Source organism: Herbaspirillum lusitanum (assembly GCF_046025995.1).
Lineage (GTDB): Bacteria > Pseudomonadota > Gammaproteobacteria > Burkholderiales > Burkholderiaceae_D > Herbaspirillum > Herbaspirillum lusitanum_A.
In genome coordinates, this window is record NZ_JAQQFM010000002.1 from 597,601 (window position 1) to 622,588 (window position 24,988).

The window sequence follows — 24,988 nt, forward strand, 5'->3', positions numbered from 1 at the left end:
TTTCACCGCTGTAAATGATAGTAGGGGAAACTTTAAAAGATGTTAGCTGCGTCTTCTGCAGTGGATGCTGGGAAGTGAGCGGCGATTATAGCCTGCCCTCGCAAAAATGTGAGCGGGCAAGATGAGAACTTGCCGCATTTGGCTGTTACAGATGTGCCACCGAAGCGCTTGGTTACGTCGGTGTTTTCTCATGCAGGCAGGGGTCAGGGTTTGACCGGGGCTCCGATGGTTGGTACCGAACCGAGCATGCGCATCATCTCGATGCCGTCGCTCATGAAGTGCTGCATCGGCGTCAGCATGTAAGGCAGCCCAATGGCAATCAGCACGAAGCCGGCCAGCAGCGTGATCGGAAATCCGATACCGAACAGATTCAGCTGCGGCGCTGCGCGCGTCAGCACGCCCAGCGCCAGATTGGTGATCAGCAGAGCGATCAGCATCGGCAGCGACAGTTGCAGGCCCATGCTGAATATGCGAGCGCCCCAGAGCGCCAGCTGATGAAAGCCTTCGGCGGTATTGGGCGTAGCGGTGATCGGCAACGTATGAAAACTTTCCGCCATCACGGCCAGCAACACCAGATGGCCGTTGATGCTCAAAAATACCATGGTCGCCAGCAGCGAGAACACCTGGCTGATGGCCGACGTACGGCCCTGCGTCTGCGGGTCGAAGAAGGCGGCGAAACCCAGGCCCATGGTCGAGCTGATCAGTTCGCCCGCCATTTCGACGGCGGCAAACACGATGCGAATCGCCAGGCCCATGCTCAGTCCGATCAGCATTTGCTGCAACAGAATCATGAGGCCCGACATGGACATCGGGTCCAGCGCCGGCGGCACCGGCACATCGGGCGCGATGACCAGCGCCATCACTACGCCGAGCAATATTTTCACCAGCATCGGCACGCTCGCGCTGCCGAATGGAGGCGCCGTCGCGATCAGGCCGAGGATGCGCGTCAGCGGCCAGATGAACATGGCTATCCAGGTGTAGAGCTGGGCGCTGGTGACGTTGATCATGGACGGCAAATGGCGAAGAGGGCGATGCGATGAGGCAGGAAAACGGCGCGTAGCAGAAGGGCGGCAGCAGTTGCAGTTCCGCTTGCAGGAGCAATGATCGCGACGAAGCCGGACAGCATTGCCGCAGCCTCAATCAAGAACGCCGCCTGAGGGCGGCGCGGCAGGACTGACAGCGATGTTCTTGCCGACTTCACTGCACCATGGCCGGGATGCCGCCGAACATTTCGCGCATGTAGTCCAGCATGATGGTAAGCATCCAGGGGCCGGCGATGATAAGCGCCAGAAACACGCCGATCAGCTTGGGGATGAAGGACAGAGTGGCTTCGTTGATCTGGGTTGCGGCCTGGAAAATACTGACCGCCAGGCCGATGATCAGCGCGGTCGCCAGCATCGGGGCAGCGATCATCAAGGTCACTTCCATGGCGTGACGGCCGAGCGTCATGACTGATTCTGGAGTCATCTGAATTCCTCAGTAAAAACTTTGCGCGAGCGAACCGATCAGCAACTGCCAGCCATCCACCAGCACGAACAGCATGAGTTTGAACGGCAGGGACACAATGGCCGGCGACATCATCATCATCCCCATCGCCATCAGAATACTGGCGACCACCATGTCGATGATCAGGAAGGGGATGAAGATGGCGAAGCCGATCTGGAAAGCGGTTTTCAGCTCGCTGGTGACGAAGGCCGGAATCAATACCCGCAGCGGCACATCTTCAGGGCCTTGCAGCGCAGGTCCGCGCGACAGTTTGACGTACAGCGCCAGATCCGCTTCACGGGTCTGCTTGAGCATGAATTCCTTGAGCGGCGCGGCGCCTTTTTCCATCGCCTCCATCATCTGAATCTTGTTTTCAGAGAAGGGCTGATAGGCCTCAGTGTAGATGCGGTCGAACACCGGACCCATCACGAACAAGGTCAGAAACAGCGACAGCCCGACCAGCACCTGGGTCGGTGGCGTCGATTGCGTACCGAGCGCCTGGCGCAGCAGCGACAGCACGATGACGATGCGCGTAAAGCAGGTCATCATCAGCAAGGCCGCAGGAATGAACGACAGCGAGGTGAGCAGCACCATCGTCTGGATCGGCAGCGTGTACGACTGGCCGCCGCCGGCGGTGGGCGTGCTGGTGAAGGCTGGAATGCCTTGCTGCGCCGAAGCCGCTAGCGGCAGACACACGATCAGGACCGGCCACAGGCGCAACAGCTGAGTGAGGCGCACGGACGAGACTGCCCGCAACATGCGCTGCAGGAACTTGGTCGGCGTCATATCGGAGGAACGGGAAGAATGAAGTTCAGGAGTTGCTGCCACTGCTGTTGCCTTGATGACCTTGATTGCGTTTATCCATGGTCTGCTTGAGCCATGAAGAGAAGCCGGCGCCCACCGGAGTATTGGCCGGCGCGGCGTGTTCCTGGCGCGGCATGGTGGCGAGGGCGTTGACGCGGCCCGGCGCAACGCCGACCACGATCCATTGATCTGCGACTTCGATCACCATCACGCGTTCGCGCGTGCCGACGCTGACGCCGCCGATGATCTTTGCCGCCGAATTGCCGGAGAGACCTTGCGTGAGACCGGCGCGCTTGAACAGCCAGGCAATGGCGGCCATGATGGCCAGCACCGCAATCAACCCCAGCATCATGGTAAAGACGCTGCCGGTCGGCGACGGCATGGAAGAGTTGGCTGCGACCGTCGTTGCTGACGGTGTTGCCGGAGCTGTAACTGCCGCTGCAGCTCCGGGGCCGCTGACCGTTGCATCCGCCGCCAACGCCAGCGTTTGCATGCCGGCCGCCACGCTTGTTGCGAATCCCAGCCTCAGCGCCTTTGCCAGCTTTGCTGCCGGTGCGCTGAGGCTGGATGCTGCCTTCAATCGTTTCATCGATTCAGTTTGCGGATGCGTTCTGCTGGCGTGATGATATCGGTCAGGCGGATACCGAACTTGTCGTTGACCACCACCACTTCGCCCTGGGCAATCAGGCAACCGTTGACCAGCACGTCCATCGGCTCGCCGGCCATGCCGTCGAGTTCCACCACCGAGCCCTGCGCCAGCTGCAGCAGGTTCTTGATGGCGATCTTGGTGCGACCCAGTTCGACTGTCAGCTGAACCGGGATATCGAGAATGAAATCGATGTCGTTGGGGGTATTGGTCTGAATATCGCTCGAACTCAGATCCTTGAAAATGGTGGCAGCGGCCGGTTGTGCCGTAATGCCGGCATCATCCTCCATCTGACCTTTTTTCTGCGACTCTTCGGCTTCGGTCTGCTCGGCCAGTGCCGCGCCCCATGGATCGTCTTCGGCCGCGGATTGACCTTCTACATTGTCTTCAGCCATTGCTAATCTCCTTGAAAGCTTTCGGGTGTTTCATGTTGCGTGATGGAGAGCAGCTTTTCTACGCGTAAAGCATATTGGCCATTCAATTTGCCATAGCTGCATTCCATCACAGGCACGCCATCGACCTGTGCATTAACAGTCTTGGCTGTTTGCAGCGGGATGACATCTCCGACTTCCATATTCAGCAAGTCGGTAAAGGTCACGCGGGCGGTGCCGAAATTGACGATCATTTCCACTTCAGCGGTCTGGATCTGCTGTTTCATCAGACGGATCCAGCGCTTGTCCACTTCCAGCGCTTCACCCTGCATGCTGCTGGTGAGGCGGTCGCGCACCGGCTCGATCATCGAGTAGGGCGTGCAGACGTGAATTTCACCGCTCACCGGACCGAGCTCGACGGTGAAGGTGGTGGACACCACCACTTCATTCGGGGTCGCGATGTTGGCGAACTGGGTGTTCATTTCCGAACGGATGAATTCGAATTCGATCGGATAGATCGGTTCCCAGGATTTGGCATAGGTTTCGAAGACGATTTCCAGCACGCGCATGATGATGCGCTGCTCGGTCGGCGTGAATTCGCGACCTTCGATGCGGGTGTGGAAGCGGCCGTCGCCGCCGAACATGTTGTCGACCAGCAGGAACACGAATTGCGGATCGAACACGATCAGTCCGATGCCGCGGAAGGGCTTGATGTGGACCAGGTTCAGATTGGTCGGCACCACCAGATTGCGAATGAATTCGCTGTACTTGGAAACCTTTACCGGGCCCACCGAAATTTCGGCGGTGCGGTGAATGAAATTGAACAGGCCGATGCGGAACAGCCGCGCAAAACGCTCGTTAATGATTTCCAGCGTGGGCATGCGTCCGCGGACGATGCGCTCTTGCGTTGCCAGATTGTAGGTGCGAACCGTACCGGGGACTTCTTCGACGACTTTTTCTTCGTCTTCGTCCCCGGTCACACCCTTCAATAGGGCATCGACTTCTTCCTGTGAGAGAAAGTGCTCGGCCATGGTCTCTTACTGCTGTTGAATCACGAAAGATGTATAAAAGACGTCATTGATGACGGGGCCCTTGCCGTTTCCGGAGAACGGTTCACCCAGTTGGTCAACGATTTCGTCCGTCAGTTTGCGCTTGCCTTCGCCCGTGAGCAATTCGGATGCCTTCTTGCTCGACAGGACCATCAGCAGACGGCTGCGTACTTGCGGCATGTAAAGCTTGAGCGATTCGGCGGTTTCAGCGCTCGGTACTTGTAATGTCATCGCGACTTGCAGGAACTGGTCGCCGGTTTCTTGCTGCAGATTGACGACGAACGGCTCGATCACGACGAATACAGGCGTTTTCGATTCAGCCTTTTCTTCCGCATGTTCGGCATCGGCTTTTTTGCCCTTGCCGCCCATCAGGAGGAAGGCAGCGGCACCGCCGCCGAGCACCAGCACCAGCACGACGCCGATGATGATGAATAACATTTTCTTGCTGGACTTCGCTGGTGCTTCTGCTGCCTCAGCGCCTTTCGGTGCTGCTTTTGCTTTCGGGCTGGTCGCCATCTAATTTCCTTTCGTACTCGTCTGCGCGGTAGTGCTTTAACGGCAAAAAAAATTTCTTATTTAATATTATTCAGGCGCGGACGTTCAATTCCTGCTCCCCCGTGGTTCCCTTGACCACTTTCACCCCGTTTGATTCTGCTGCCTGATACCCGTCAGGCAAAGGTATCGACCAGACCCTGGCCGCTGCTGGTGATGTTGCCGCTTGCGGCAAGCGCCACCTCGGCATCGCCCTCAGTACCCTGATCGGCGCCGCTGCGCGATGCGTTGCGCGACTGCTGTTGCGATGCGCCTTGCTGCTGATTCGGCATACCGGTATTGACAGTGGCCTGGCCCAGCTGAATGCCGGCCTGATCCATCATTTCACGCAGCTTGGGCATGGCCGCTTCAAGCGCCTGCTTGACTTCAGGTTGCTGCGTGATGAAGGTGGCGTCGGCCTGCGAATTGTTCACATGGATGACCACCTGCAGCGGGCCCAGATCCGGCGGGTTCAAGGTCAGCGAAGCGGTTTGCTGGCCGCCGGCGACCATCCAGACCACTTTCTGGCCGACTGCCTGATCCCAGCCGGCGCTGCCGACCGACGGCATCAGCTTGTCGACCGGCACGCCGGTCACTGCTTGCGGTTGTATGGCTGCCATGGCCTGTTGCAGGCCAGGAATGGCGGTCGGGGCAGGGGTATTTTGCAGGGGCTCGACCTTGGCGGTCAACTCGACTGCGGGCTTGACCTCGACGGCACGCGCATTCAATGCATCCGGTTGCTGCTGAGCGCTGGTCTTGCTGTCGGTTTGCAGTTCTGCACCAGGCTTCGCCTGGGCTTGCGTCTTGGCCGATGCGGCAGCGTCGGTTTGCACCGCTTCCGCCACGGGCTTGGCTTTAGCTGTCTTGCCGTTGGCGGCGTCTTGCAGCGACGAAAAATCAACGGCCTTGCCATCGTCCTTCTGTACCTGTTCGCCGTCCTGCAGCAGACTCTTGTCGCTCAGGCCTTTTTTGCCTGCGGACTTGGCCAGCAAGGTCGCGTCTTCGCCTTGTTCACCCTTGCCGGCGACCGGCTTGACGGCGTTCTGCTGCAGATTGGCAACCAGCGCCAGCATCTGTGCCGATGCGGCGGTGCTGGTATCGTCGCCGTCGCTATCTTCTTCGTCCTTGGCTTCATCCTTCTGCGCATCTGCGCTGGCGGTCGACGTGGTCGAGCTGGCCGGCTTGGCTGCAGCAGCCGGAGCGGGTGTGGCTTCCTTCGGTTGTTCCTTAGACTGGTTTTCGCTGTTGCGACCGTTCACCTGGCTGTTCAGAACCTGGTTGAAGGGAACGTCAGCCGTCATGCTGTCAGCCTGCGGGGCCGAGGAGCGCGTGCCGCTGACCACGCCTGAAATGACATTCAACAGCGCCAATGGTGTGTTCATAATGTTCGCCAGTCCAGTGCTTACCGTTCTTACCGTTTATAAAACGAGATGCGCGATGCATGCTCATCCGTCTGTTTCTGATCGCGCTTGTTTTCACGCTGTAATTCCGCCTGCTTGGCGCGCGTCTGCAGCGTGTCGTAAGACATCCGTTTGCGTTCGCAAGCCTGCCAGGCGGTGCGTGCTTCAGCCACTTTCTGCTGAGTGATGCGCACTACGTCTTCCTGGCCGGCAATCGCCGTGTCGATCTTTTCAAGGAACAACTGATAATTCCGAAAACTCATCGCCGTCAAACCGGCGGTGAGGTTGTCCTGAAACCTTAACGCGTAGTCATCGCGGTATTGTCGCAGGATATTCAACTTCTGCTGCGCCTCTTCGCTCACGCGTACCGCCCGGCCGAGGCGTTTTGTCGCTTCGTCGGTATCTTTGGTCGCCAGTTCAATCAGCGTCTCGAGGGCAGAGGTCGTAGCCATGGTGCTTAGATTATATTTTTCCGCTCAGTGGCTCAATCATTCAAACAGAGCGGTAAGTTGCCCCAAACTCTCGGCAACACCGGCCTGCTCATGAATGCCTTGCTGCAGGAATGCTTCGATTCTTGGCATTAAGGCAATAGCCTCGTCCAATACCGGATCGGTTCCTGCGGCATAAGCGCCCACGCTGATCAGGTCGCGACTGCGCTGGAAGCGCGAATAGAGCTGCTTCAGATGGCGCATCTTGCGCTGATGATCATCGCTGGTGATGCTGTGCATGGCCCGGCTGATCGACTGCTCAATGTCGATCGCAGGATAGTGGCCGGCTTCTGCCAGCAGACGGTTGAGCACGATGTGGCCGTCCAGAATCGCCCGTGCGGCATCGGCAATCGGATCCTGCTGATCATCGCCTTCGGTCAGCACGGTGTAGAAGGCGGTGATCGAGCCGCCGCCGACCTCGCCGTTACCGGCGCGTTCTACCAGCGCCGGCAATTTCGCGAAGACGGAAGGCGGATAGCCCTTGGTCGCCGGCGGTTCGCCGATGGCCAGCGCAATTTCCCGCTGCGCCATCGCATAGCGGGTCAGCGAATCCATGATCAGCAATACATTTTTGCCTTGATCGCGGAAATATTCGGCGATCGCAGTGGCGTAAGCCGCGCCCTGCAATCGCATCAACGGTGGTGTATCGGCCGGCGCTGCAACCACGACCGAACGCGCCAGGCCTTCGGTGCCGAGAATCTGCTCAATGAATTCCTTCACTTCGCGGCCGCGTTCGCCGATCAGTCCGACCACGATGACGTCGGCGCTGGTGTAGCGCGCCATCATGCCGAGCAGCACGCTCTTGCCGACGCCGGAACCCGCAAACAGGCCCATGCGCTGACCGCGTCCTACCGTCAGCATGCTGTTGATGGCGCGTACCCCGGTATCGAGGATTTCTTCGATCGGTGCGCGCGACAGCGGATTGGCGGCGCGCACGGCAAGCGGAGCGGAGCGTTCGGTATGCAGCGGGCCGAGGCTGTCGAGCGGGCGGCCGGCGCCATCCAGCACACGTCCCAGCAGTTCATCGCCGACCGGCAGCCGGCGGCTGTGCTCATCGGCGCGGCGCGGCGTAAAGGTGATGGGACCGGTGCGCGGCGGCGGCTTGACCGGCTCGACCGGAAATACCTTGGTGCCGGGCACGATGCCTTCGACGTCGCTTTGCGGCATCAGAAACAGGCGGTCATCCTGAAAGCCGACCACTTCGGCTTCAATCAGCGTGCCGTTCGGCAAGGGAACGGTGCAGGGGCTGCCGACCGGCATTTTCAGGCCGACTGCTTCCATCACCAGACCGGCCACCCGTGTAATGCGGCCGGCGGTCTGGGTCGGCTCGGTCATGTTGACCAGGCTACTGCAATTATGGAGATAGGCTTGCCACAGACTGCTGTGGGTGGGCATGGGAGAATTCATCGCGCGGCCTCGCTGAAGTTGCTCGAATGGCCATGGCGGCATGCCTGGCCGACGACTTCAGCGTGAGCGAACGGCGGGGAGCAGTAGCCTTCGTTGCACGCATTCATGATCTTCAATCCAGCCAATCGAGCTGTTTGCTCAGGGATTCTGCGATGCGGTGCCAGCGCGTCTGCGCGGTGGCATCGATCTGATTGCTGCGGGTTTCGACGCGGCAGCCGCCGCGCTCGAGATAGTCGTCTTCTTCGATTTTCCAGTTGTGCTGTTCGAGCTCATCCTTCAGATGCTCGCGCACCAGCGCGGCGTCGTCCGGATGGAGGAACAGGTAGGCTGGCAAATGCAATACGGGCAGGGCGTGAATGGCGGCGGACACAGTCGGCAGCACCAGTTCCGGCTTGACCTTGAGCGCAGTCTTGAGCATCGCCTTGGCGATGTCGAGCGCAAGAGTCAGCATCTCGGGCGCCATGGTTTCACTGCAATGCGAAACCTCAACGCCGAAGTTGACGGCGATCTGACGGAAATGCTGGATGGTTTCGTTGACCTCCGACTGGCCTTGCTGCAATCCGGCCATGTAGCCTTCGGCGCGGCCGGCCTGCATGCCTTGCTCACGGCCTTCGGCATAGCCTTGCTGGCGCGCAGCTTCGCGGATGGCGTCGAGTTGTTCTGCCGTCAACTGCGGCACCGGCGGCGGTTCTTCGCCCAGTTCCTCTTCCGCTTCCGGCTGAGGTTCGGGTTGTGGCGGTTCCTCGTCGAAGGACGCAAGTTCCCAACGCTGGTAAGGCGTCATTTCTTCTTTGGGAATGATGTTCTTCGCGCGCATTACTTAAACTCCAACTGAAACAACAGGGCGAAACATGGGCAAGGCCGGCGCGCATATTGATGCCGCCTTGCGACCATCAGATGAACGCATCTTCGCCCTTGGCGCCGAGAACAATCTGACCTTCGTCGGACAGACGGCGCACGATCTGCAGGATGGCCTTTTGCTGGGCATCCACTTCGGACAGACGAACCGGTCCTTTCGATTCCAGATCTTCTTTCATCATTTCCGCCGCACGTTGCGACATGTTGCTGAAGATCTTGTCGCGCAAGCCTTGCGATGCACCCTTGAGCGCAACGATGAGCGATTCCGACTGCACTTCGCGCAGCAGCAGCTGGATGCCGCGGCCGTCGATATCGATAATGTTTTCGAACACGAACATTTCGTCCATGATCTTCTGCGCCATGTCTTCGTCGTAGCCGCGCAGATTGTTCATGACCGAAGTTTCGTTCTCGCCCGACATGAAGTTCAGAATCTCAGCAGCGGTGCGGATACCGCCCATCTGCTGCTTCTTCAGGCTTTCATTGCCGGTCAGCAATTTTGTCAGAACGTCATTCAATTCACGCAAGGCCGCGGGCTGGACACCGTCCAGCGTCGCTATACGGAGGATCACATCGTTGCGCAGACGTTCCGTGAAACTATTGATGATGTCGCAGGCGTGATAGCGCTCAAGGTGGACCAGGATGGTGGCGATGATCTGCGGGTGTTCGTTGCGGATCAGCTCCGCCACCGATTGTGCATCCATCCACTTCAGGCTTTCGATACCGCTGGCATCGCGACCGCCCAGAATGCGGTTGAGCAGGGAAGTGGCCTTGTCGTCGCCGAGCGCCTTGGTCAGCACGCTGCGGATGTATTCGTCGGAATCCAGGCCCAGCGAAGAGGCCTGGCCGGTTTCGCCGACGAAGTCGATCAGCACATCGTTGATTTCCTCGAAGCTGATGTTTTTCATTGCCGACATGGCGGCGCCCAGCTTTTGCACTTCGCGCGGGCCGAGGTATTTCATGACTTCCGCAGCCTCGTCTTCGCCCAGTGCCAGCATCAGGATGGCACCCTTCTGAACGCCGTCGTTACTCATTGTTCACCCATGTCTTAATGATGCTTGCCACCAGTTTAGGATCGTTCTTGGCCCACTGTTTGGCGGTTTCCAGATTCTGCTTGTAGACCGCGCGCTCGTCCGGCTCTTCTTCGGCGCCGGACAGGTTGACGATGGCGTCCGGATCGTCCGGATCGTAGCCTGCCGCCATCGCTGCTGCGGCTTCTGCTTCCGCCTTTTCTGCAGCCAGACGTTCGCGTTCTTCGCGGCCCGACAGCTTCCAGATGATAGGACGCAGCACACCGAAGTAGAGGTAGAGCAACACCGCGGCCAGCAAGACGTACTTGCCGATTTCCTTGGCCAGCTGAATCATGTCCGGCTGTTTCCACAGCGGAACTTCCGGTTCCATTTCGCTGTTGAACTGGGTATTGACCACGTTCAGAGAGTCGCCGCGATCCTTGTTGTAACCCATTGCTTCGCGAACCAGATCGGTGATCTGAGTCTTCTCGGCGTCGGTCAGCGGCTTCATCACGACCTTGCCGGTGTTGTCCAGCGAGCGCTTGTAGTTCACCACCACCGCCACGGTCAGACGACGTACGCCGCCCATCGGTTGCTGGGTGTAGCGCACGGTCTTGTCGACTTCGTAGTTGATGGTCGCGTCTTTGTGCGACGTGCCGCTGGTGGTCGGCGCCGGCGTCGCACCGTTCGGCGTAGCAGCCTGACCGTTGGCGGCTGCATTGGCAGCCTGCGGATTGACGATAGGCGCGGTGGCAGGAGCCGGCGGCTGATTGGTCAGTGCACCCGGTACGCCGGAGGTGCTGTTCGACGAGTTCTGCGATTCGCTGCTTTGTTTGCTGCGCACCGCTGCGCTGTCAGGCGTCTGGTTCGGCTTGTAGCTTTCGGCGGCTTGTTCGGTGCGCGAAAAATCGACGTCGGCAGTCGCTTCGGCACGCACATTGCCGTTGCCGACGATAGGCGCGATGATCGATTCGACGCGTTTGACGATGTCTTGCTGCAGATCCTGGACATACTTCAACTGAGTCGGATCGAGGCCTGCGGCTTGCTGTTTGGTGGTGTCGGACAGCAGATTGCCATTCTGATCGACGATGGTGATCGATTTAGGCGATAGTTCCGGTACGCTGCTGGCGACCAGGTGAACAATGGCGCTGACTTGTTGCTGATCGAGCATGCGGCCGGCGTACAGGCTCAGCACCACCGAGGCGGTCGGCTTTTGCTGATCGCGCACGAAGACCGATGCCTTGGGCAGCGCCAGGTGGACGCGGGCGGTTTGCACCGAAGAAATGGATTGTACCGAGCGGGCCAGTTCGCCTTCCAGCGCGCGCTGGAAGTTGACCTGCTCGAGGAATTGGGAAATGCCCAGCTTCTGGTTTTCCATCAGCTCGAAGCCGACGTTGCCGCCCTTGGGCAAGCCTTGCGAAGCCAGTTTCAGACGAGCATCATGCACCATGTTTTCAGGCACCAGAATGGCGGAGCCGCCTTCCGAGTACTTGTAGGGCACGTTCATCTGCTGCAGCGAAGCGACAATTGCGCCGCCGTCGCGATCAGAGAAATTGGAGAACAGGACGCGATACTCGACCTTCTGGCTCCACATCCAGATGCCGATCATCAGCGCTACGACAGCTGCGGCTGCAACCATCAGCATGACGCGCCGGCCTTGCGGAGTATTGGCGTAACCGGCTATGCCGCGAGGCGCAGCCTGAGTAGTGAGCGCGTTATCGCTGCCAACGGAGTTATCGTTGTTGGCAGTTGCATTGCCGTCGCTGGTGAGCGTGCCGTCGGCTGCTACCGCCATGATGTCCTCTTGATCGAATTCTCGGATGCCGAGCTAAAAATAACTTTCTTCACTGCTTCCCTGTCCTTGAATAGGATTTTTCCCTAGTCTGGATTGTCCGGTGAGCCGAAGATTTTGATCTTTTGAACAGAATGGCAAATTCCCCCCTTATTGTTACTAGTTGTAAATGCTCCCATGATAAGGTTCTGCTATACAAACCGTCATTGCGGACGCGATGGCGGGCAGCGTAATTTGACTTGATCGGCGAGGTGAATCGTGGCGAGCAGCACTGTAATTGATACCAGCAGAATTGAGGCGATGGTCGCGCAATTGAAGGCGGCAGCGGCCCGCGCACAGGGCAATGTCGAGCCGGCGGCCTCGGTTGCCCAGGGCGAAAAGGCTGCGACCCGGGTGGATTTCGCCGACGTGCTGAAGTCTTCGCTGGACCAGGTGAATGATTCCCAGAAGGCGGCCGCCAAGATGTCCCAGAGCTTCGCGTTGGGCGACAACAGCGTGAATTTGTCGGATGTGATGATTGCCGGCCAGAAGGCGAGTATTTCTTTTCAGACCAGCATCCAGGTGCGCAACAAGCTGGTTTCTGCTTATCGCGACATCATGACCATGCAAGTGTAGATCTGTTGTGGGTTTCTGCTCGCCCGCGCTGGCTTTGATTGCTTGGCGCGCGGGGTGGCGGTAGCGGAGGGGCGGACTTTTAAGTCGCTTGTATACGGTGCGGCGCCTCATTCTGTGTTGCTTCCTTGTGTCGTTCGAGTGATGTGCCCGAATAATTGTCGCCGATGCAAAAAAAAGCCCGCAATCTGCGGGCTTTTTTGTTTGTGCGGGGTTGAAAATCAGATCATTCCAGAAGCCTTGGCATTCTGTTCGCGCTCCAGCTTGGTGATGAAGCGTTGAATTGCCGCCAGAACCGCACGTGGTATGTCGATGAACTCGCAACCGAAGCGATTTACGGTCTTGCCGCTGGCCAGTTTGACTTCCTTGCAATCGCGAATCTGCAACTTCACCGATACCAGCGTGTTGTCCGTCATTTCCAGTTGGCAATCTTCGTAGATGCGGCCAACGGTAGGATCCAGCAGTTTCTTTTCATCGGTAATGCCGATGCCGCCGGCACTGATATTGTTGAGCAGCGTAACAATGGTGTCGAAAGAGCCGTCGGGTCTGGTCACGCGGAAGGTACAACGCAGCGGTTTGGCGATCGGCGTGGCAATCCGGAAATATTCGCGGCGCTGCAGGCGAACCACGCTAGGAGGAATCGTGATCTTGAGTGCGGGGCGTTCCTGATAAACGCACTGATGCGCCTTCTCGCTGGTAAAAGTGATGCGGATATTGTTGTACAGCGCTTCGAATGCAATGCGCGAACTCTGCAATATGCTTTCGTTCAGCATGGCGCTCGGGGCTGCATCGAAAACGACAGAATCGTCGTCTTCATCGATTTCCAGAATCGACGTAATTACGGATTCCGAACCGCCCTTGATCAGCAGACTCAGCAGCTGATTGCGTTCCATCATGCTGGTCAGCAAAGAGACGATTTCTCTACGCGAGTGAACACGGTAGGGAGAATCTTCGTCATGAATTTCGTCGTTAGTGGCCATCTGTGCGTCTTGCGTCCTACGTCTGAATTCGCGAGATAAGCTCGCTTATCCCCGGGGTTTGTTCTTCGTTTGAATTAACCCCGTATGATACATTACTGCTCGTTTAATTGCATATTTTCAATACGATAAAGCCATGCCAGAAGCTCGGCGACCGTGCGGTACAACGCTGGTGGAATCTGCTGATCGAGTTCTACCTGCATCAGCAATGAAACCAGCTCTTTTGATTCATGCACGAATACACCGCTTTCGCGTGCTTTGCTGATGATCGCTTCCGCTACCAGCCCGCTGCCTTTGGCTACCACTTTCGGAGCAACCTGACTGGCATTGTAAGCCAGGGCCACTGCGGTCTGCATCGGGATCAGAGGGGCAGTATTAGGCTTCTTCTCCATCTTGCTTCACCATTAAAGAGTCGAGAGAAGTGCCTGCCGCAGCCATGGAGTCTGCAAACATGCGGCTATTTGTCTTCAGGGCATTGCTTGCTTGCTCACTGTCGGTGCGGATCTGTACATGGATCTGCTGCCCGATCAGGCGTATGGATGCCGCTACCGTACCGAGATGTTCGAAGTTGAAGCGCACCACGCTATGCCAGGTGGGAGCTGATTCGTCGGCGTTATCTTGCTTGTGGCCCGAATTCTGTTCCTGATTGATTTCCCATTCCATGGGCTGGCCCGGCCATGCCTCGCCCTGCCAAACGATGCGTTGTTGCTCCAGCGTATTGAGCTGCACATTGATAATTTGCCCCAATTGCGTGTGCGCCGGATCCTGTTGGTCCAGCACAGTGCCGGGTGCGAGCAATTTGGCAGCCTGAGCCTGAGGTTCTTTCAGTAATTCTTCCGCCGGACGCTTGCCTTCACTCCAGGCCGCGACGTGCGACTCATAGAAAACGCCGCTGTAGGCGAGGCTGTCGTGCAGCGCGCCGGCCAGTTGTGTGCTGCTGGCGCCGGCCGGCGCCAGGGCGCCTGTCGTGACGATGTGATTGGCAATGCCATCTTCTTGCGAAGCTTGCAGCAGGGTGCTGATCAGTTTGCCGGCGGAGCTGAGTGAGGTGCTAGTGCTGGAGAGGGGGGCTCCTTGGCCGCTTTTGCCGGTCGCATCGGGAAGTTGAGGATTTTCGGCGACCTGGCCGGTGCCGCCTTGCTGAGCCGAGCGCAGGGATTTCAGGTCCTTCTGCATGGCGCGGCCGGCGTTGCTGAGCAACACGGCTGCACTTTCTTCGTCTTGCTGGTGACTGCCTTCTACGATGGAGAAGGTTGGACGCGGATCCTTGGCAACCAAGGTCAGCATCAGCGAATCGCCTGTCTTGGCATTGGCCGGTAGCACCATGCGTGCCGCTGTATTGGCGATGCGGACGAGATAGGTGCCGTCGTTGAAGTTCGACAGGATGCGGCCTTGCATCTGTTGGCCGATCGCAATTTGCGAAAGACGGCTGACCGCTTCCTGCTTGGTGTCTGCAATCGAAACGATTGCAGTTGCAGCGTCTACCGGGGCGACGGGCTTGACATAGCTGGTTGCGTCGGCCAGTGGCAGCACGATCAGCCCCCTTGATTAGCGCCGTAGGTCTGAGCCAGTTTGCGTTCGTTGCTATTGTTGTGAATCAGCGCTGAAAGACGCTTCAATCCCGGTTCCGTCAGATTGCGGATGTCGCGGTCATCTTCCAGGATTTTCTTGATGATATCGATCTTGCGCGTACGCTTGTCTTCGGTCAGTGTGACTTCTGATTCATTTTGCTTGAGGGTCTTGATATAGCCCTCACACTCCGACTCAAGTGCAGACAGTTGTTCCCAGTTGCCCACGCGTGCGGCAGCCAGCATCTGATCGGTCAATTGAGCGATCGATTCGTAGAGTCCGATGACTTCTTCGCCATTCATGTTCAGGCTTTCGCGTAGCTGGGGTTGCTGGTGTCGGCGTTGATGTTTTGCGCAGCGCCGGAATATCCGTCTGGATTGATCTGCTCCCATGCGCCGCGAATTTCATCCAGCAGGCCATGGATTTCGTCCAGAATCTGAAGGTCGTTGCTGGTGTTGGCAGTAAACAGCCGGCGACTCATGTACTCATACAGCGCGTCCAGATTCAGCGCGATTTCACCACCGACATTCTTGTTCAGGCTGGCGCGCAAACCGTTGTCGATGATCAGAATGGCTTTGGTGATCGATTCGCCCTTGTTCTTGATGTCGCCGGCGCTCATGTATTTCTTGGCCATTGCGATCGAAACCAGGGCGCCGTCGAACAGCATCGAAATCAGTTTGTGCGGGCTCGCGGCGATCACGCCTGTTTCCACGCCGATATTGGCGTAGGCGTTGGCGCCGCGTTTCATTGTTCCGAACATTACATTCTCCCGCGTGCGAATTGACTATTTGACTAGGTCAGCTGGCCTTCGGCAAGTTGGCCAACTGCTGTGTCAGATAGCTTTGCGTAGCATTCATGCTAGCCAAGGTGACATTCAATGTGTTGAATTGCGTGGTGTACGCGTCTTTCATGTTGCTGAGACGGGTATTGATGGCAGTCTGACGATCCGTGTTGATCTTCAGGCTGGCTTTCAAACCATTCGTTTTGGTCGCGATAATACCATCGTCACTCAGAATATTGGTCACCAGCGCTTGCAGCTTGGTCACAATACCATTGGTTGATGTAAAGAGGTTATTGATGCCGGCAAAATTATTGGTGGCGGCAGTCGACAGTTTGGTCGAATCCAGTGCCAGCGTTCCGTCTTTCTGGAAGGAAATGCCGATATCGGACAGCGTGCTGATGCCATTGCCTCCGTCAACCGTGCCGAACAGCGTGCTGCGCAACTGCGTCATGATGTTCTGCACCGACGATTCGCTGGCCAGGGGCGAAGAGCTGGTGGAAGTGCCCAATGTGGTCGACGGCGTTTGGGCTGTCATACCGGCGATCGCCTTGGCCAGTGTGTTATAGGCCGAGACGAAGCTGGTCGCAGTAGATGTCACGCCGGTCGTGTCGTTGGCTATATTCAGCGTGAAGTTGTCGGAGGAGGTAGTGACCTTGGACAAATTCAGGGTCACGCCGGAAATCGCATCCGTGACCTTGTTGGTTTTGCTGGTCACCGCCACGCCATCAATGCTCAGTTTTGCGTCTTGAGCAGTCAACAACTGGCCCATGGTGCTGCCGGTCAGCGTTGAAAAGTCTCCTGTGCCCGTCAGCGCAACGGTGTTGCTGCCGGTTGGCGTCAGCACCAGATGATCGTTGGTGCCGTCATTGGTGATCGAGGCTGTTACGCCTGCATTGGCGCTGTTGATAGCGGTCTTGATGTCGGCAAGCGAAGGCGTGCCGCTCAAGGAAATGGCGGTTGTGGTGTCGCCGACTTTCAGCGACAAGCCGCCGGTGCTGGTGTCAAATGTCTGACCGGTGGTAATGCCGGTCGATGTGATTTTTCCTGACGGATCAAATGCCAGCGAAGAGAAGCTCTCGGTGCCGGTGATGCGAATGGAGTTGGTCGAGCCGCTGTCTTTGGCTGCGATGACCAGGTGATCGTTGGTGCCATCGCTGACGATGGTTGCCGATACGCCGGCAGAACTTGCATTGATCGCATCGCGCACGCCAGCCAGCGAATTGCTGGTCGGCTTGATGATGGCAGTCGAACCGTCGCCGGTCTTGATCGCCAGAATACCGGAGTCGAACGTCGTCCCCGATGCAAAGCCGGTCGAGCTAATTTTTTGCGCTTGCGCCAACTGGGAAACCGCGATGGTATAGCTGCCGGACGCCGCTGCGGTCGCGTCACGCGCTGCCTGAATCTGAGTAACGGTGCTTGGATTGCTGCTGGATGCATCGTAAGCCAGGGTCGACAAGCTATTGTTGGCCGTCACTTTGATGGTGTTGGCCGTGCCCCCGGTATTCGATTCGAGTACAAGATGGTCACCGTTGCCATCGGTCGTGATGGAGGCCGTTACGCCTGCTTTCGATGCATTGATGGCATCGCGCACGCCAGACAGCGTGGAGTTTGCCTGCAGCGTGATAAAGGTCGGCGAGTTGGTGCCGATCTTGATCGCCAGGGAGTCTCCGGCGTTAAAGGTTTGCGAGCTTGGATAGCCTGCAGACTGGATTTTTTGTGCCAGGATTTTGGTCGAGTCGTCACTGTTGACGTCTGCGGTAAACGGATCCGTGGTAAGTGTCGTGCCGGTGCCGCTATTGTTGACGCTTGCTTTTTGTGCGCTGAAGCTGGCCGAAGTCAGGGCGGTCAGTGCCGACTGGTAGCTGGAGACGGCGCTCTTCAGATTGCCGTATGCCGAAATGAGCGTGTTGTAGCTACTGGCTTGTGTGGTGAGCGGAGTAAGAACCTGGCTTTCCGCTGTCATCAATTGCGAAACGAGGGTTGCTACATCAAGGGGCCCGGCTGAGGTTGAAATCGTCCCGGTAGAGGTGGCCATTTTTCACTCCTGTTTTCTACTGTGCATCTTGTCCGGTATCGAATAAGCGTTCCATCGCAGATGGAGTTACGCCTTACCGCCCAAGGTCCTTCATGAGTTCCGCTTTCTGGCGATCGGTTTCGCCGAAGCGGTGGTGCCAGAATAGAAGAACAAATGCAAATCTGTTATGAACTAGTGAAGGCGAAAGATATCATGCGCGAGAGAAACATATCTGCGCATGACTGAATTCGCAAACAACAGTTCGTACCAGACTTGATCAAGCTTTGTCTTTGATCAACAGGCCTTGCAGCTTGTCGATGGACTTCGCAATTTCGAGTGCTTCCAGGCTGGGGATCTGGCGCAATACCTTGTCGGTTGCCGTGTCGACAACTTTCACGATGGTTTTGCCAGTTTCCTTGTCCTGGGAGAAAGTGATTGCTGCTGCATTGGCGCTGGCAAAGCTGTTGAGCTTGTCCACCGCATCTGCGACATCGCTTTCCGAGGCGCGGCGCGCTTCCGGCGTAGCAGGTGCTGCAATCGTCGATACCACTGGATCTGGAGTTGTCGCTGCTGATTTTGGTGCTGCATACGCAGTTCCTGAATCGCTTGCAGCCGTTATATTGAGCGGGGAAATCGACATGGTGTTACTCCCTTTGACAAAAAAACGTGCGGAGAATACTTCCATATCCCCCGCACGTCATGCTACCTAGCTGTCAGACTTATTTCAACAGCGACAGTACCGATTGCGGTGCCGAGTTCGCTTGCGACAACATCGCTGTACCAGCCTGTTGCAGAATCTGCGCACGGGTCAGGTTGGCAGTTTCCGCCGCGTAGTCGGTATCCATGATACGGCTGCGCGATGCGGTGATGTTTTCGCTCGAAATCTGCAAGTTGCTGATGACGGCGGTGAAGCGGTTCTGAACCGCACCGAACTCGGCGCGCTTGGAGGAGATCAGGCTGATCGCCTTGTCCAGATTCTTGATCGCTTTTTGCGCATCGCTTTGTGCGGTCGGGTCGGCAATTGCCTTGTCCAGATCCAGCTTGGCGCTGTCGATCGCTGTTTGCAGAGTCACTGCCGACGAAGCCAGTGCCGAAGCAGTCAGAGTCGAGCCGGTTGCGAACAGGTTGTCCAGAGCAGCCTTGGCCGAAGTGTAAGTCACTTGAGCGGAGTCGACGCTGGTGGTGGTGCCCAGACCGATCAGGCCCTTGGCGCTGGTACCGATCACGTCAGCCATGGTCGAGTCGTTCGACAGGTCGGACAGGGAGATGCTGATCTGGTCATTCAGCTTGTTGTCGGTAACGTTGGCGCCGACTTGGAAAGTCAGAGTCAGCGAAGCCGAAACGTTGGCGGAGTCAGCACCTGTGCCGGCGCTGGCGCCCGAACCAACACCGGTGAACAGGTTTTGGCCGTTGAAAGTTGTGCCGTTCAGGACGCGGAAAACTTCGTCCGACAGTTGCTTGTATTCGTCGTTCAGTGTCTTGCGATCTTGAGCGCTGTTCGAACCGTTAGTGGCTTGAACGGCCAGTTCACGCATACGTTGCAGGTTGTCGGTGACGGTGCTCAGGGCGCCTTCAGCGGTTTGCGCCAGCGAGATGCCGTCGTTGGCGTTACGTTGTGCAACGGCCAGGCCCTTGACCTGAGCGTTCATGCGGTCGGCAATTGCCAGGCCGGCGGCGTCATCCTTGGCGCTGTTGACGCGCAGACCGGAGGACAAACGTTGAATCGAAGTATTCAGCGACGATTGCGAGGTGTTCAAATTGCGTTGCGTGTTAAGCGACGCAATATTGGTATTAATGACTGATGCCATGTTAATTCTCCTAAGATTTGAGACCGATAATCCGAGTTTCAGTGCTTAACTTTGGTCTTTTACCCATGAGCCTCAGGCGATTCAACCGCTGTTGTATGCTTTATCGGAAGGTATCGGAAAAAGTTTAGGGCTATTCGCAAAATTCTTTTTCCTGTGCCATCCGAACTAAAACCACGTGCTTTAATGATCCAAGCAAGTCATATTTCGACGGCATTTGGAAAAACTTTAGGAGAATTTTGTTGGGGAGGGAGAAATTCCTCTGATTTAAGGAATTTCCTGATAAGAAAAGCTCGCCGGGGTACGTTTTGCCCGGCGAGCTTTGTATTGGCGGGTATTTAAGCCGCGGTCTTGCTGTCTCGCAATTTGATCAGTTCCTGCCCCATCCGGCTCACCACATCGTCCCAGTCGCCAGCCTTCGGTTGACGGAACAGGCGCATGCTCGGATACCACGGCGAATCTTCGCGATCCTTGAGCCAGCGCCAATCGGGGGTGAAGGCTAACAGCGTCCACGTAGGTCTTCCCAGCGCGCCCGCCAGGTGCACCACCGAGGTGTCGACGCTGATGATCAGGTCCAGGTTGTCCATTGCGGCTGCCGTGTCGGCGAAATCCTTGAAATCCTCTCCGATATTAAAAACCGGCAGTCCAGGCGGGATGTTTTTAAGATCCGCGACCGGGCCGCCTTTTTGCAGCGAATAGAATTCGACGTTCGGGGTGTGAAACAGCGGCAGTAATTTATCCAGGGGCATTGAACGCTTGCGGTCATTGCCATGTTCCGGATTGCCGCCCCAGACAAAGCCTACCTTCAGCGCTTTTTGGTTTTTTGATATGCTGGCCATATTGATCTTCCATCGCGCCCGGTCTTCGGGGGGCGAGGCCAGATAAGACGGATAGGACGGGATGTCTTCGACGCGGTCGGTTCCCAGTGCGTGCGGCAAGCTCATTAACACATAGGCGCAGTCACATTTCGGCAGCTTATCTTTTTCGCGAACCAGGATGACCTGATCCGATACGCTATGGAACAGGCGGTAAAGCGGATCCTTTACATGCAAGGCGACCTGGGCGCCGCGCGCCAGCAGCAATTTGACGTAGCGGACGAATTGAATGCTGTCGCCGAAGCCTTGTTCGTGCATCAGCAAAATGCGTTTGCCTTCCAGCGACGACACGCCGTCCCATTTGGGAATGATGCCGAATAATTTGTGAATAAGCCGATAGACGTGATTGCGTTCTTTGACCGTCAGGCGGCTTTCATGATTTTTCCAGCCTTCCTTCAGATCGCCGTGAAGCAATTGCCCTAGCGCAAGATTGTGTGTCGCCGTCAGATAGTTGGGCTTCAGCTCCAGTGCTTTGACGAAATAATCGAGCGCCTCGTGCGTTTCGCCGTGGTCGTACATGACCGCGCCGATATTGTTGTAGGTAAGTGCGTGCCTTGGATCGAGCTCCAGGCATTTGCGGAACAGCGCCATGGCCTCATCGTAACGATCCTGGGTGCCGAAATAGCTGGCGGCCAGCTTGGCGTAGCTGTTCGGGTCTTTGGGCGCAATCTCGATGACGCGTTGATAGTGTTCGTGCGCCTTGTCAGCATCCTTGAGTTTCAGGTAAGTATCTGCAATCTTGTTGTGCGCATAAATGTCGTTCGGATCCAGCAGCAGGGATGTCTTGTGCGACTCCAGCGACTCCTTGAGCATCTCCATTGCATAAAACGCTTCGCCCAGGGCTGTGTGTGCGGGGGCGAAGCTGATTTGCAGTTCCAGTGACTTCAGAATCGTGGCGATGGCCTCGTTGTAGCGCTTGGCATCGATCAGCGCGCGGCCCAGGTGCGACAGCGGGCCGGGGGCTTCGGGTTCGCGCTTTACTGCATCTTCAAAGTAGGCAATGGAGGCATCCGGATCGTTTTTTTCGTGAAGCGCATTGGCAAGGCCGACGCGGGCTTCGCGATTTTCCGTGTCGATGGCGATGGCTTGTTCGTAACATTTGATGGCGTCATCGATACGATCCTGCTTCAGGATTGAACCAGCCAGATTGGTGATGTATTCGGCATTCTGAGGATCGGCGCTGACGGCTTTGCGCAGATAGGTCTCAGCTTCTTTGTACGCTTCTTCCCGCAACGCGATAAGGCCGCGTGCGTGGTTGGCGAACACCAATGTTGGTGCTCGCTTCAGCACTTCGAGGCAAAGTCTTTTTGCTTCCTCGACCTTGCGGTTATCCAGCAAGTCCAGGCATTCCCGCACATCGAGCAGGTCTTTCAGTTGAGGATTGCCCGAGATTTTGGCGGTTTTAGTGCTGCTCTTGCGCGTGGACATCAAACATTTCCCTTGCGATGTGTAGGTGGTATCGGTGGCTTGAGTATGGATAAGGAATGCTGCGAACTTGTCTTGTGCTATAGCTGCGTGCAGTGCTGACAGAATTCTATAGCCTGCATCATATGCGTCAAAGCCCGCTTCCTAATTGTCAAACAGAAAGCAAAAAAGCCCGCGTTTTGGCGCGGGCTGACTTATCGGATTGAAATTGGTCGACTATTGGTAACTATCGTTTGGGGCTTTTGAGCGTTTGGCCGCAAATTGCAGGGCGTTTCTCGATGGTGGTGCCGGAGGGCGCTACTGATCAATAACTTCTTCTGGATGGCGTTGCCGGACGGCGTATCTATATAGTCTGCACGCTGATACTTTGGCTTGAGAGGCCAAAGGCGAGTATTTTCTGCTCACCAGCAGTTGCTCCGCATGCATATATATAGATAGCTCTAGATATTGAGAGTGAGTGATCGGAGCCGCTGTTGCGTGACGAGCCATTCAATCTCAATATCACGCTGTCCGCATCAACCCCAGTTGCGCATGAGTCCCACGGCCAAACCTTCCAATACGAAATCCTCCTCGCCGGCGCGTATCTGGATGGGCTGGAAATCCGGATTCTCCGGCAGCAGTTCGATCAGCGATCCGGTTTTTTGATAGCGCTTGACCGTGACATCGTCGCCTAGGCGGGCCACCACGATCTGCCCGTTGCGGGCCTGATCGGCCTTTTTGACCGCCAGCAGATCGCCGTCGAGGATGCCGGCGTCGCGCATCGACATGCCGCGTACCTTCAGCAGATAGTCGGGTTTGGTGGGGAAAAAGGCTGGATCGACCTGGAAGTTCTTCTCTATATGTTCCTGCGCCAGAATCGGTGAGCCGGCGGCGACGCGTCCGATCAGCGGCAGGCTGAGTTGCATCAGGGCGGGGTGCGGCAGCGCCATCTGGCGGGCCTGGCTGCTGAGGCCGGATTCACGCAGCCGAATGCCGCGCGAAGTGCCGGGAGAGATTTCGATGGCGCCTTTGCGGGCCAGTGCCTGCAAATGTTCTTCGGCTGCATTGGCGGAGCGGAAGCCCAGTTCGGTGGCGATTTCGGCGCGTGTCGGGGGGAAGCCCGTATTTTCGATCGCGTTCTTGATCAGGTTGAGAATCTGTTCCTGGCGCGCAGTCAGTTTCAGCATGGTGGCGGGCTTTCCGGGTGAGGACTGGTTGGATCAACAGTCTGTATTTTTATACAGTTGTCTGTTTGTGTCAATGCAACATTTGCGCAAGGCAAGCGCAATTTCTCCCGAGGAGGCGCAATGGGGATCGTGGTAAAACCGCCAGCGCACTCGGCATCTTTCACGCAAAGCATTGAAAGAATTGAGTTTTTAGCGGTTCTTCTGTATGATTGCGCGTTTTCCTCTTCCCACACCCGTCTTGACGCCGGGGTGGGCGATTTGTCAATCAGTCCAAAAGGAGTCTACATGCGTCATTATGAAATCGTATTTATCGTCCATCCGGATCAAAGCGAGCAAGTTCCAGCGATGATCGAGCGTTACAAGGGCATCGTCACAACTCGCGGCGGTAAGGTTCACCGCGTCGAAGATTGGGGTCGTCGTCAATTGGCATATCAGATTCAAAAACTGGCCAAGGCGCACTACGTTTGCCTGAACATCGAAGTCGACAGCGAAACACTGGCCGAAATCGAAACCGGCTTCAAATTCAACGATGCCGTTCTGCGTCACCTGACCGTCAAGATGAAGAAGGCCGAAACCGGTCCTTCGCCAATCCTGAAGGCAGTACAGAAGGAAGACGCAGCCAAGAGCCGCACTGAAGCACCAGCAGCTTAATTGCTGATCTGACGATTTTTGCGAATGAACGGAGCGTGAATCAGTTTCAATTTGTAGGCACCGTGGCAGAGCGCGATGTAGTGCGTTATACCCCGGCAGGCATTCCGATCGTGCAGGCAAGATTGCAGCATCAGTCGGAACAGGTTGAGGCAGGTATCAAGCGTCTGGTCGAATTTGAAATGGTGGCCATGGCCGCCGGAGAAATTTCAGGTCGATTCAGTCAGACGCCGTTGGGTGGATTGTTCCGGTTTTCCGGATTTCTGGCCCGCAAGAATCGCAACAGCAAAAGCCTTGTGTTTCACATCATTGATTTTGACCCGTTCACACAGGTTTAACCCAATTTAAGATACAGGAGCCAAAAATGGCATTCGGTAAAAAGTTCGATAAAAGCAAACTGAAAAACAAGCGTCAACAGCAAAACCCGCTGTTCAAGCGCAAGAAATTCTGCCGCTTCACCGCCGCTGGCGTTGAACAGGTGGATTACAAGGACGTCGACACCCTGAAGGATTTCGTTCAGGAAAACGGCAAGATCATGCCAGCACGTCTGACCGGCACCAAGGCCCACTACCAGCGTCAAGTCGATACAGCAATCAAGCGCGCACGTTACCTCGCGCTGCTGCCGTACACCGATCTGCACAACGCGTAATCGACGACTGGATATAGGAGAAAAACATGCAAGTCATTCTGTTGGAAAAAGTCGCCAATCTGGGCGGTCTGGGTGAAGTTGTCCGCGTCAAGGACGGTTTCGCACGTAACTTCCTGATCCCGCAACGCAAGGCTCGTCGTGCTACTGAATCGGCTATCGCTGAATTCGAAGCAAAGCGCGCTGAGCTGGAAAAGGCAGCAGCTGAAAAGCTGGCAGCAGCACAAGCTCAAGGCGAAAAGCTGGGCGGCACTACTGTTGAAATCGCACAAAAGGCCGGCGTTGATGGCCGTCTGTTCGGTTCCGTGACCAACTTCGACATCGCTGATGCGCTGGCAAAGAAGGGTTTCCCGGTCGAAAAGTCGCAAGTGCGTCTGCCAAACGGCCCGCTGAAGATCGTGGGCGAGCACCCGGTCTCCGTGGCGCTGCACACCGATGTCGTCATCGATGTGACCATCGCTGTCAAGGGCGAGCAAGCGTAATTCAACGCTTTGCACGTTCTGCAGTAAGTAAAAAGCCGGCGCAAGCCGGCTTTTTTATTGCTTCACTCACGGTTTTGCTGTTTCACTTCTTGCATTGTCTTCCTCATCACATCGAATGTCCTGGCGTTGATTTCGGATTGCCATGCGCAA

The 24,988-nt window shown here is 56.7% G+C and carries 29 protein-coding genes; 6 read left to right on the forward strand and 23 right to left on the reverse strand.

Features of this window, described 5'->3' with window-relative positions:
• Positions 1 to 203: 203 nt before the first annotated feature.
• The 4 genes from fliR to fliO all read right to left on the reverse strand — a co-directional run bounded on the left by fliR (position 204) and on the right by fliO (position 2,641).
• Positions 204 to 1,007, reverse strand: coding sequence for a flagellar biosynthetic protein FliR (gene fliR / locus PQR62_RS05675; RefSeq protein ID WP_408155648.1), 804 nt, complete (start codon positions 1,005 to 1,007; stop codon positions 204 to 206).
• A gap of 190 nt (positions 1,008 to 1,197) precedes the next feature.
• Complete coding sequence (gene fliQ / locus PQR62_RS05680; protein ID WP_408155649.1) at positions 1,198 to 1,467, reverse strand: flagellar biosynthesis protein FliQ; 270 nt, start codon at positions 1,465 to 1,467, stop codon at positions 1,198 to 1,200.
• A gap of 9 nt (positions 1,468 to 1,476) precedes the next feature.
• Positions 1,477 to 2,244, reverse strand: coding sequence for a flagellar type III secretion system pore protein FliP (gene fliP, locus PQR62_RS05685; RefSeq protein ID WP_408155749.1), 768 nt, complete (start codon positions 2,242 to 2,244; stop codon positions 1,477 to 1,479).
• A gap of 52 nt (positions 2,245 to 2,296) precedes the next feature.
• Positions 2,297 to 2,641, reverse strand: a complete 345-nt coding sequence (fliO, locus tag PQR62_RS05690) for a flagellar biosynthetic protein FliO (protein ID WP_408155651.1) — start codon at positions 2,639 to 2,641, stop codon at positions 2,297 to 2,299.
• Between fliO and PQR62_RS05695 the strand changes: the two genes are divergently transcribed.
• Complete coding sequence (locus PQR62_RS05695) at positions 2,607 to 2,912, forward strand: hypothetical protein (RefSeq protein ID WP_408155653.1); 306 nt, start codon at positions 2,607 to 2,609, stop codon at positions 2,910 to 2,912. The genes fliO and PQR62_RS05695 overlap by 35 nt on opposite strands.
• Here the strand turns inward: PQR62_RS05695 and fliN are convergent.
• From fliN to fliF, 9 genes are all read right to left on the reverse strand, one after another.
• Positions 2,875 to 3,330, reverse strand: coding sequence for a flagellar motor switch protein FliN (gene fliN / locus PQR62_RS05700; RefSeq protein WP_408155654.1), 456 nt, complete (start codon positions 3,328 to 3,330; stop codon positions 2,875 to 2,877). The two genes, PQR62_RS05695 and fliN, sit on opposite strands and share 38 nt — an antisense overlap.
• A 2-nt stretch (positions 3,331 to 3,332) precedes the next feature.
• Positions 3,333 to 4,337 (reverse strand): flagellar motor switch protein FliM, encoded by a 1,005-nt coding sequence (gene fliM / locus PQR62_RS05705; RefSeq protein ID WP_408155656.1) that lies wholly within the window; start codon positions 4,335 to 4,337, stop codon positions 3,333 to 3,335.
• Positions 4,338 to 4,343: 6 nt separating this feature from the next.
• Positions 4,344 to 4,871: a flagellar basal body-associated protein FliL gene (gene fliL / locus PQR62_RS05710; RefSeq protein ID WP_408155658.1), complete on the reverse strand. Its 528-nt coding sequence runs from the start codon at positions 4,869 to 4,871 to the stop codon at positions 4,344 to 4,346.
• Positions 4,872 to 5,023: 152 nt separating this feature from the next.
• Positions 5,024 to 6,268, reverse strand: a complete 1,245-nt coding sequence (locus tag PQR62_RS05715) for a flagellar hook-length control protein FliK (protein WP_408155660.1) — start codon at positions 6,266 to 6,268, stop codon at positions 5,024 to 5,026.
• A 29-nt stretch (positions 6,269 to 6,297) separates the two neighbouring features.
• A complete protein-coding gene (gene fliJ, locus PQR62_RS05720) occupies positions 6,298 to 6,738 on the reverse strand; it encodes a flagellar export protein FliJ (RefSeq protein WP_408155662.1) in 441 nt (146 codons plus the stop codon).
• 36 nt (positions 6,739 to 6,774) lie between these two features.
• Complete coding sequence (fliI, locus tag PQR62_RS05725) at positions 6,775 to 8,181, reverse strand: flagellar protein export ATPase FliI (protein WP_408155664.1); 1,407 nt, start codon at positions 8,179 to 8,181, stop codon at positions 6,775 to 6,777.
• A gap of 112 nt (positions 8,182 to 8,293) precedes the next feature.
• A complete protein-coding gene (gene fliH / locus PQR62_RS05730; protein WP_408155666.1) occupies positions 8,294 to 8,998 on the reverse strand; it encodes a flagellar assembly protein FliH in 705 nt (234 codons plus the stop codon).
• Positions 8,999 to 9,074: 76 nt separating this feature from the next.
• The gene (gene fliG, locus PQR62_RS05735; protein WP_408155668.1) at positions 9,075 to 10,070 is read right to left on the reverse strand and encodes a flagellar motor switch protein FliG; all 996 of its coding nucleotides are present in this window, start codon (positions 10,068 to 10,070) and stop codon (positions 9,075 to 9,077) included.
• A complete protein-coding gene (fliF, locus tag PQR62_RS05740) occupies positions 10,063 to 11,841 on the reverse strand; it encodes a flagellar basal-body MS-ring/collar protein FliF (protein WP_408155670.1) in 1,779 nt (592 codons plus the stop codon). Before fliF ends, fliG begins: the two co-directional genes overlap by 8 nt.
• 255 nt (positions 11,842 to 12,096) lie before the next feature.
• On the opposite strand from fliF, the gene fliE reads away from it, so the two are divergent.
• Positions 12,097 to 12,453: a flagellar hook-basal body complex protein FliE gene (gene fliE / locus PQR62_RS05745; RefSeq protein ID WP_408155672.1), complete on the forward strand. Its 357-nt coding sequence runs from the start codon at positions 12,097 to 12,099 to the stop codon at positions 12,451 to 12,453.
• A 218-nt stretch (positions 12,454 to 12,671) separates the two neighbouring features.
• Here fliE and PQR62_RS05750 read toward each other — a convergent pair whose 3' ends face one another.
• From PQR62_RS05750 to lexA, 10 genes are all read right to left on the reverse strand, one after another.
• Positions 12,672 to 13,430 carry a flagellar brake protein gene (locus tag PQR62_RS05750; protein WP_408155674.1) on the reverse strand — a complete coding sequence of 253 codons (759 nt, stop codon included), beginning with the start codon at positions 13,428 to 13,430 and terminating at the stop codon, positions 12,672 to 12,674.
• 92 nt (positions 13,431 to 13,522) lie between these two features.
• The gene (locus tag PQR62_RS05755) at positions 13,523 to 13,819 is read right to left on the reverse strand and encodes an EscU/YscU/HrcU family type III secretion system export apparatus switch protein (protein ID WP_408155676.1); all 297 of its coding nucleotides are present in this window, start codon (positions 13,817 to 13,819) and stop codon (positions 13,523 to 13,525) included.
• Complete coding sequence (fliK, locus tag PQR62_RS05760) at positions 13,803 to 14,960, reverse strand: flagellar hook-length control protein FliK (RefSeq protein ID WP_408155678.1); 1,158 nt, start codon at positions 14,958 to 14,960, stop codon at positions 13,803 to 13,805. Before fliK ends, PQR62_RS05755 begins: the two co-directional genes overlap by 17 nt.
• A gap of 2 nt (positions 14,961 to 14,962) precedes the next feature.
• Positions 14,963 to 15,298, reverse strand: coding sequence for a flagellar protein FliT (locus PQR62_RS05765; protein WP_408155680.1), 336 nt, complete (start codon positions 15,296 to 15,298; stop codon positions 14,963 to 14,965).
• A gap of 2 nt (positions 15,299 to 15,300) precedes the next feature.
• Positions 15,301 to 15,756, reverse strand: coding sequence for a flagellar export chaperone FliS (gene fliS / locus PQR62_RS05770; RefSeq protein WP_408155682.1), 456 nt, complete (start codon positions 15,754 to 15,756; stop codon positions 15,301 to 15,303).
• A 37-nt stretch (positions 15,757 to 15,793) separates the two neighbouring features.
• On the reverse strand, positions 15,794 to 17,812 hold the full coding sequence (fliD, locus tag PQR62_RS05775; protein WP_408155684.1) for a flagellar filament capping protein FliD: 2,019 nt from the start codon (positions 17,810 to 17,812) through the stop codon (positions 15,794 to 15,796).
• Between the two features lie 256 nt (positions 17,813 to 18,068).
• Positions 18,069 to 18,476 carry a flagellar protein FlaG gene (locus PQR62_RS05780; RefSeq protein WP_408155686.1) on the reverse strand — a complete coding sequence of 136 codons (408 nt, stop codon included), beginning with the start codon at positions 18,474 to 18,476 and terminating at the stop codon, positions 18,069 to 18,071.
• 34 nt (positions 18,477 to 18,510) lie between these two features.
• Positions 18,511 to 19,599: a flagellin N-terminal helical domain-containing protein gene (locus PQR62_RS05785; RefSeq protein ID WP_408155688.1), complete on the reverse strand. Its 1,089-nt coding sequence runs from the start codon at positions 19,597 to 19,599 to the stop codon at positions 18,511 to 18,513.
• Positions 19,600 to 19,934: 335 nt separating this feature from the next.
• Positions 19,935 to 21,899, reverse strand: a complete 1,965-nt coding sequence (locus PQR62_RS05790; protein ID WP_408155690.1) for a tetratricopeptide repeat protein — start codon at positions 21,897 to 21,899, stop codon at positions 19,935 to 19,937.
• A 512-nt stretch (positions 21,900 to 22,411) separates the two neighbouring features.
• The gene (gene lexA, locus PQR62_RS05795; protein WP_408155692.1) at positions 22,412 to 23,062 is read right to left on the reverse strand and encodes a transcriptional repressor LexA; all 651 of its coding nucleotides are present in this window, start codon (positions 23,060 to 23,062) and stop codon (positions 22,412 to 22,414) included.
• A 285-nt stretch (positions 23,063 to 23,347) separates the two neighbouring features.
• Here lexA and rpsF point away from each other — a divergent pair, with 285 nt between their 5' ends.
• From rpsF to rplI, 4 genes are read left to right on the forward strand one after another with little or no spacing between them, the layout of a single operon-like run.
• Positions 23,348 to 23,713 (forward strand): 30S ribosomal protein S6, encoded by a 366-nt coding sequence (gene rpsF / locus PQR62_RS05800; protein ID WP_006462645.1) that lies wholly within the window; start codon positions 23,348 to 23,350, stop codon positions 23,711 to 23,713.
• A 35-nt stretch (positions 23,714 to 23,748) separates the two neighbouring features.
• Entirely contained in the window at positions 23,749 to 24,048 is a 300-nt protein-coding gene (gene priB / locus PQR62_RS05805) for a primosomal replication protein N (protein ID WP_408155694.1), read from the forward strand.
• Positions 24,049 to 24,074: 26 nt separating this feature from the next.
• The gene (gene rpsR / locus PQR62_RS05810) at positions 24,075 to 24,359 is read left to right on the forward strand and encodes a 30S ribosomal protein S18 (protein ID WP_006462643.1); all 285 of its coding nucleotides are present in this window, start codon (positions 24,075 to 24,077) and stop codon (positions 24,357 to 24,359) included.
• Positions 24,360 to 24,385: 26 nt separating this feature from the next.
• Positions 24,386 to 24,838, forward strand: coding sequence for a 50S ribosomal protein L9 (gene rplI, locus PQR62_RS05815; protein ID WP_408155696.1), 453 nt, complete (start codon positions 24,386 to 24,388; stop codon positions 24,836 to 24,838).
• Positions 24,839 to 24,988: the final 150 nt, after the last annotated feature.

Excerpts from the sequence above, each read along its gene's own strand:
- fliH (WP_408155666.1), bottom strand. The coding sequence starts at position 8,998 with ATGCGCGCGAAGAACATCATTCCCAAAGAAGAAATGACGCCTTACCAG.
- fliG (WP_408155668.1), bottom strand. The coding sequence starts at position 10,070 with ATGAGTAACGACGGCGTTCAGAAGGGTGCCATCCTGATGCTGGCACTG.
- fliL (WP_408155658.1), bottom strand. The coding sequence starts at position 4,871 with ATGGCGACCAGCCCGAAAGCAAAAGCAGCACCGAAAGGCGCTGAGGCA.
- PQR62_RS05785 (WP_408155688.1), bottom strand. The coding sequence starts at position 19,599 with ATGGCATCAGTCATTAATACCAATATTGCGTCGCTTAACACGCAACGC.
- fliN (WP_408155654.1), bottom strand. The coding sequence starts at position 3,330 with ATGGCTGAAGACAATGTAGAAGGTCAATCCGCGGCCGAAGACGATCCA.
- PQR62_RS05755 (WP_408155676.1), bottom strand. The coding sequence starts at position 13,819 with ATGGAGAAGAAGCCTAATACTGCCCCTCTGATCCCGATGCAGACCGCA.
- PQR62_RS05715 (WP_408155660.1), bottom strand. The coding sequence starts at position 6,268 with ATGAACACACCATTGGCGCTGTTGAATGTCATTTCAGGCGTGGTCAGC.
- fliO (WP_408155651.1), bottom strand. The coding sequence starts at position 2,641 with ATGATGCTGGGGTTGATTGCGGTGCTGGCCATCATGGCCGCCATTGCC.
- PQR62_RS05695 (WP_408155653.1), top strand. The coding sequence starts at position 2,607 with ATGATGGCCAGCACCGCAATCAACCCCAGCATCATGGTAAAGACGCTG.
- fliF (WP_408155670.1), bottom strand. The coding sequence starts at position 11,841 with ATGGCGGTAGCAGCCGACGGCACGCTCACCAGCGACGGCAATGCAACT.
- fliI (WP_408155664.1), bottom strand. The coding sequence starts at position 8,181 with ATGAATTCTCCCATGCCCACCCACAGCAGTCTGTGGCAAGCCTATCTC.
- lexA (WP_408155692.1), bottom strand. The coding sequence starts at position 23,062 with ATGCTGAAACTGACTGCGCGCCAGGAACAGATTCTCAACCTGATCAAG.
- fliD (WP_408155684.1), bottom strand. The coding sequence starts at position 17,812 with ATGGCCACCTCTACCGGGACGATTTCAACCTCAGCCGGGCCCCTTGAT.
- fliQ (WP_408155649.1), bottom strand. The coding sequence starts at position 1,467 with ATGACTCCAGAATCAGTCATGACGCTCGGCCGTCACGCCATGGAAGTG.
- fliR (WP_408155648.1), bottom strand. The coding sequence starts at position 1,007 with ATGATCAACGTCACCAGCGCCCAGCTCTACACCTGGATAGCCATGTTC.
- PQR62_RS05750 (WP_408155674.1), bottom strand. The coding sequence starts at position 13,430 with ATGGCCACTAACGACGAAATTCATGACGAAGATTCTCCCTACCGTGTT.
- fliJ (WP_408155662.1), bottom strand. The coding sequence starts at position 6,738 with ATGGCTACGACCTCTGCCCTCGAGACGCTGATTGAACTGGCGACCAAA.
- fliS (WP_408155682.1), bottom strand. The coding sequence starts at position 15,756 with ATGTTCGGAACAATGAAACGCGGCGCCAACGCCTACGCCAATATCGGC.
- PQR62_RS05780 (WP_408155686.1), bottom strand. The coding sequence starts at position 18,476 with ATGGAAGTATTCTCCGCACGTTTTTTTGTCAAAGGGAGTAACACCATG.
- rplI (WP_408155696.1), top strand. The coding sequence starts at position 24,386 with ATGCAAGTCATTCTGTTGGAAAAAGTCGCCAATCTGGGCGGTCTGGGT.
- fliP (WP_408155749.1), bottom strand. The coding sequence starts at position 2,244 with ATGTTGCGGGCAGTCTCGTCCGTGCGCCTCACTCAGCTGTTGCGCCTG.
- PQR62_RS05765 (WP_408155680.1), bottom strand. The coding sequence starts at position 15,298 with ATGAATGGCGAAGAAGTCATCGGACTCTACGAATCGATCGCTCAATTG.
- fliM (WP_408155656.1), bottom strand. The coding sequence starts at position 4,337 with ATGGCCGAGCACTTTCTCTCACAGGAAGAAGTCGATGCCCTATTGAAG.
- rpsR (WP_006462643.1), top strand. The coding sequence starts at position 24,075 with ATGGCATTCGGTAAAAAGTTCGATAAAAGCAAACTGAAAAACAAGCGT.
- PQR62_RS05790 (WP_408155690.1), bottom strand. The coding sequence starts at position 21,899 with ATGTCCACGCGCAAGAGCAGCACTAAAACCGCCAAAATCTCGGGCAAT.
- rpsF (WP_006462645.1), top strand. The coding sequence starts at position 23,348 with ATGCGTCATTATGAAATCGTATTTATCGTCCATCCGGATCAAAGCGAG.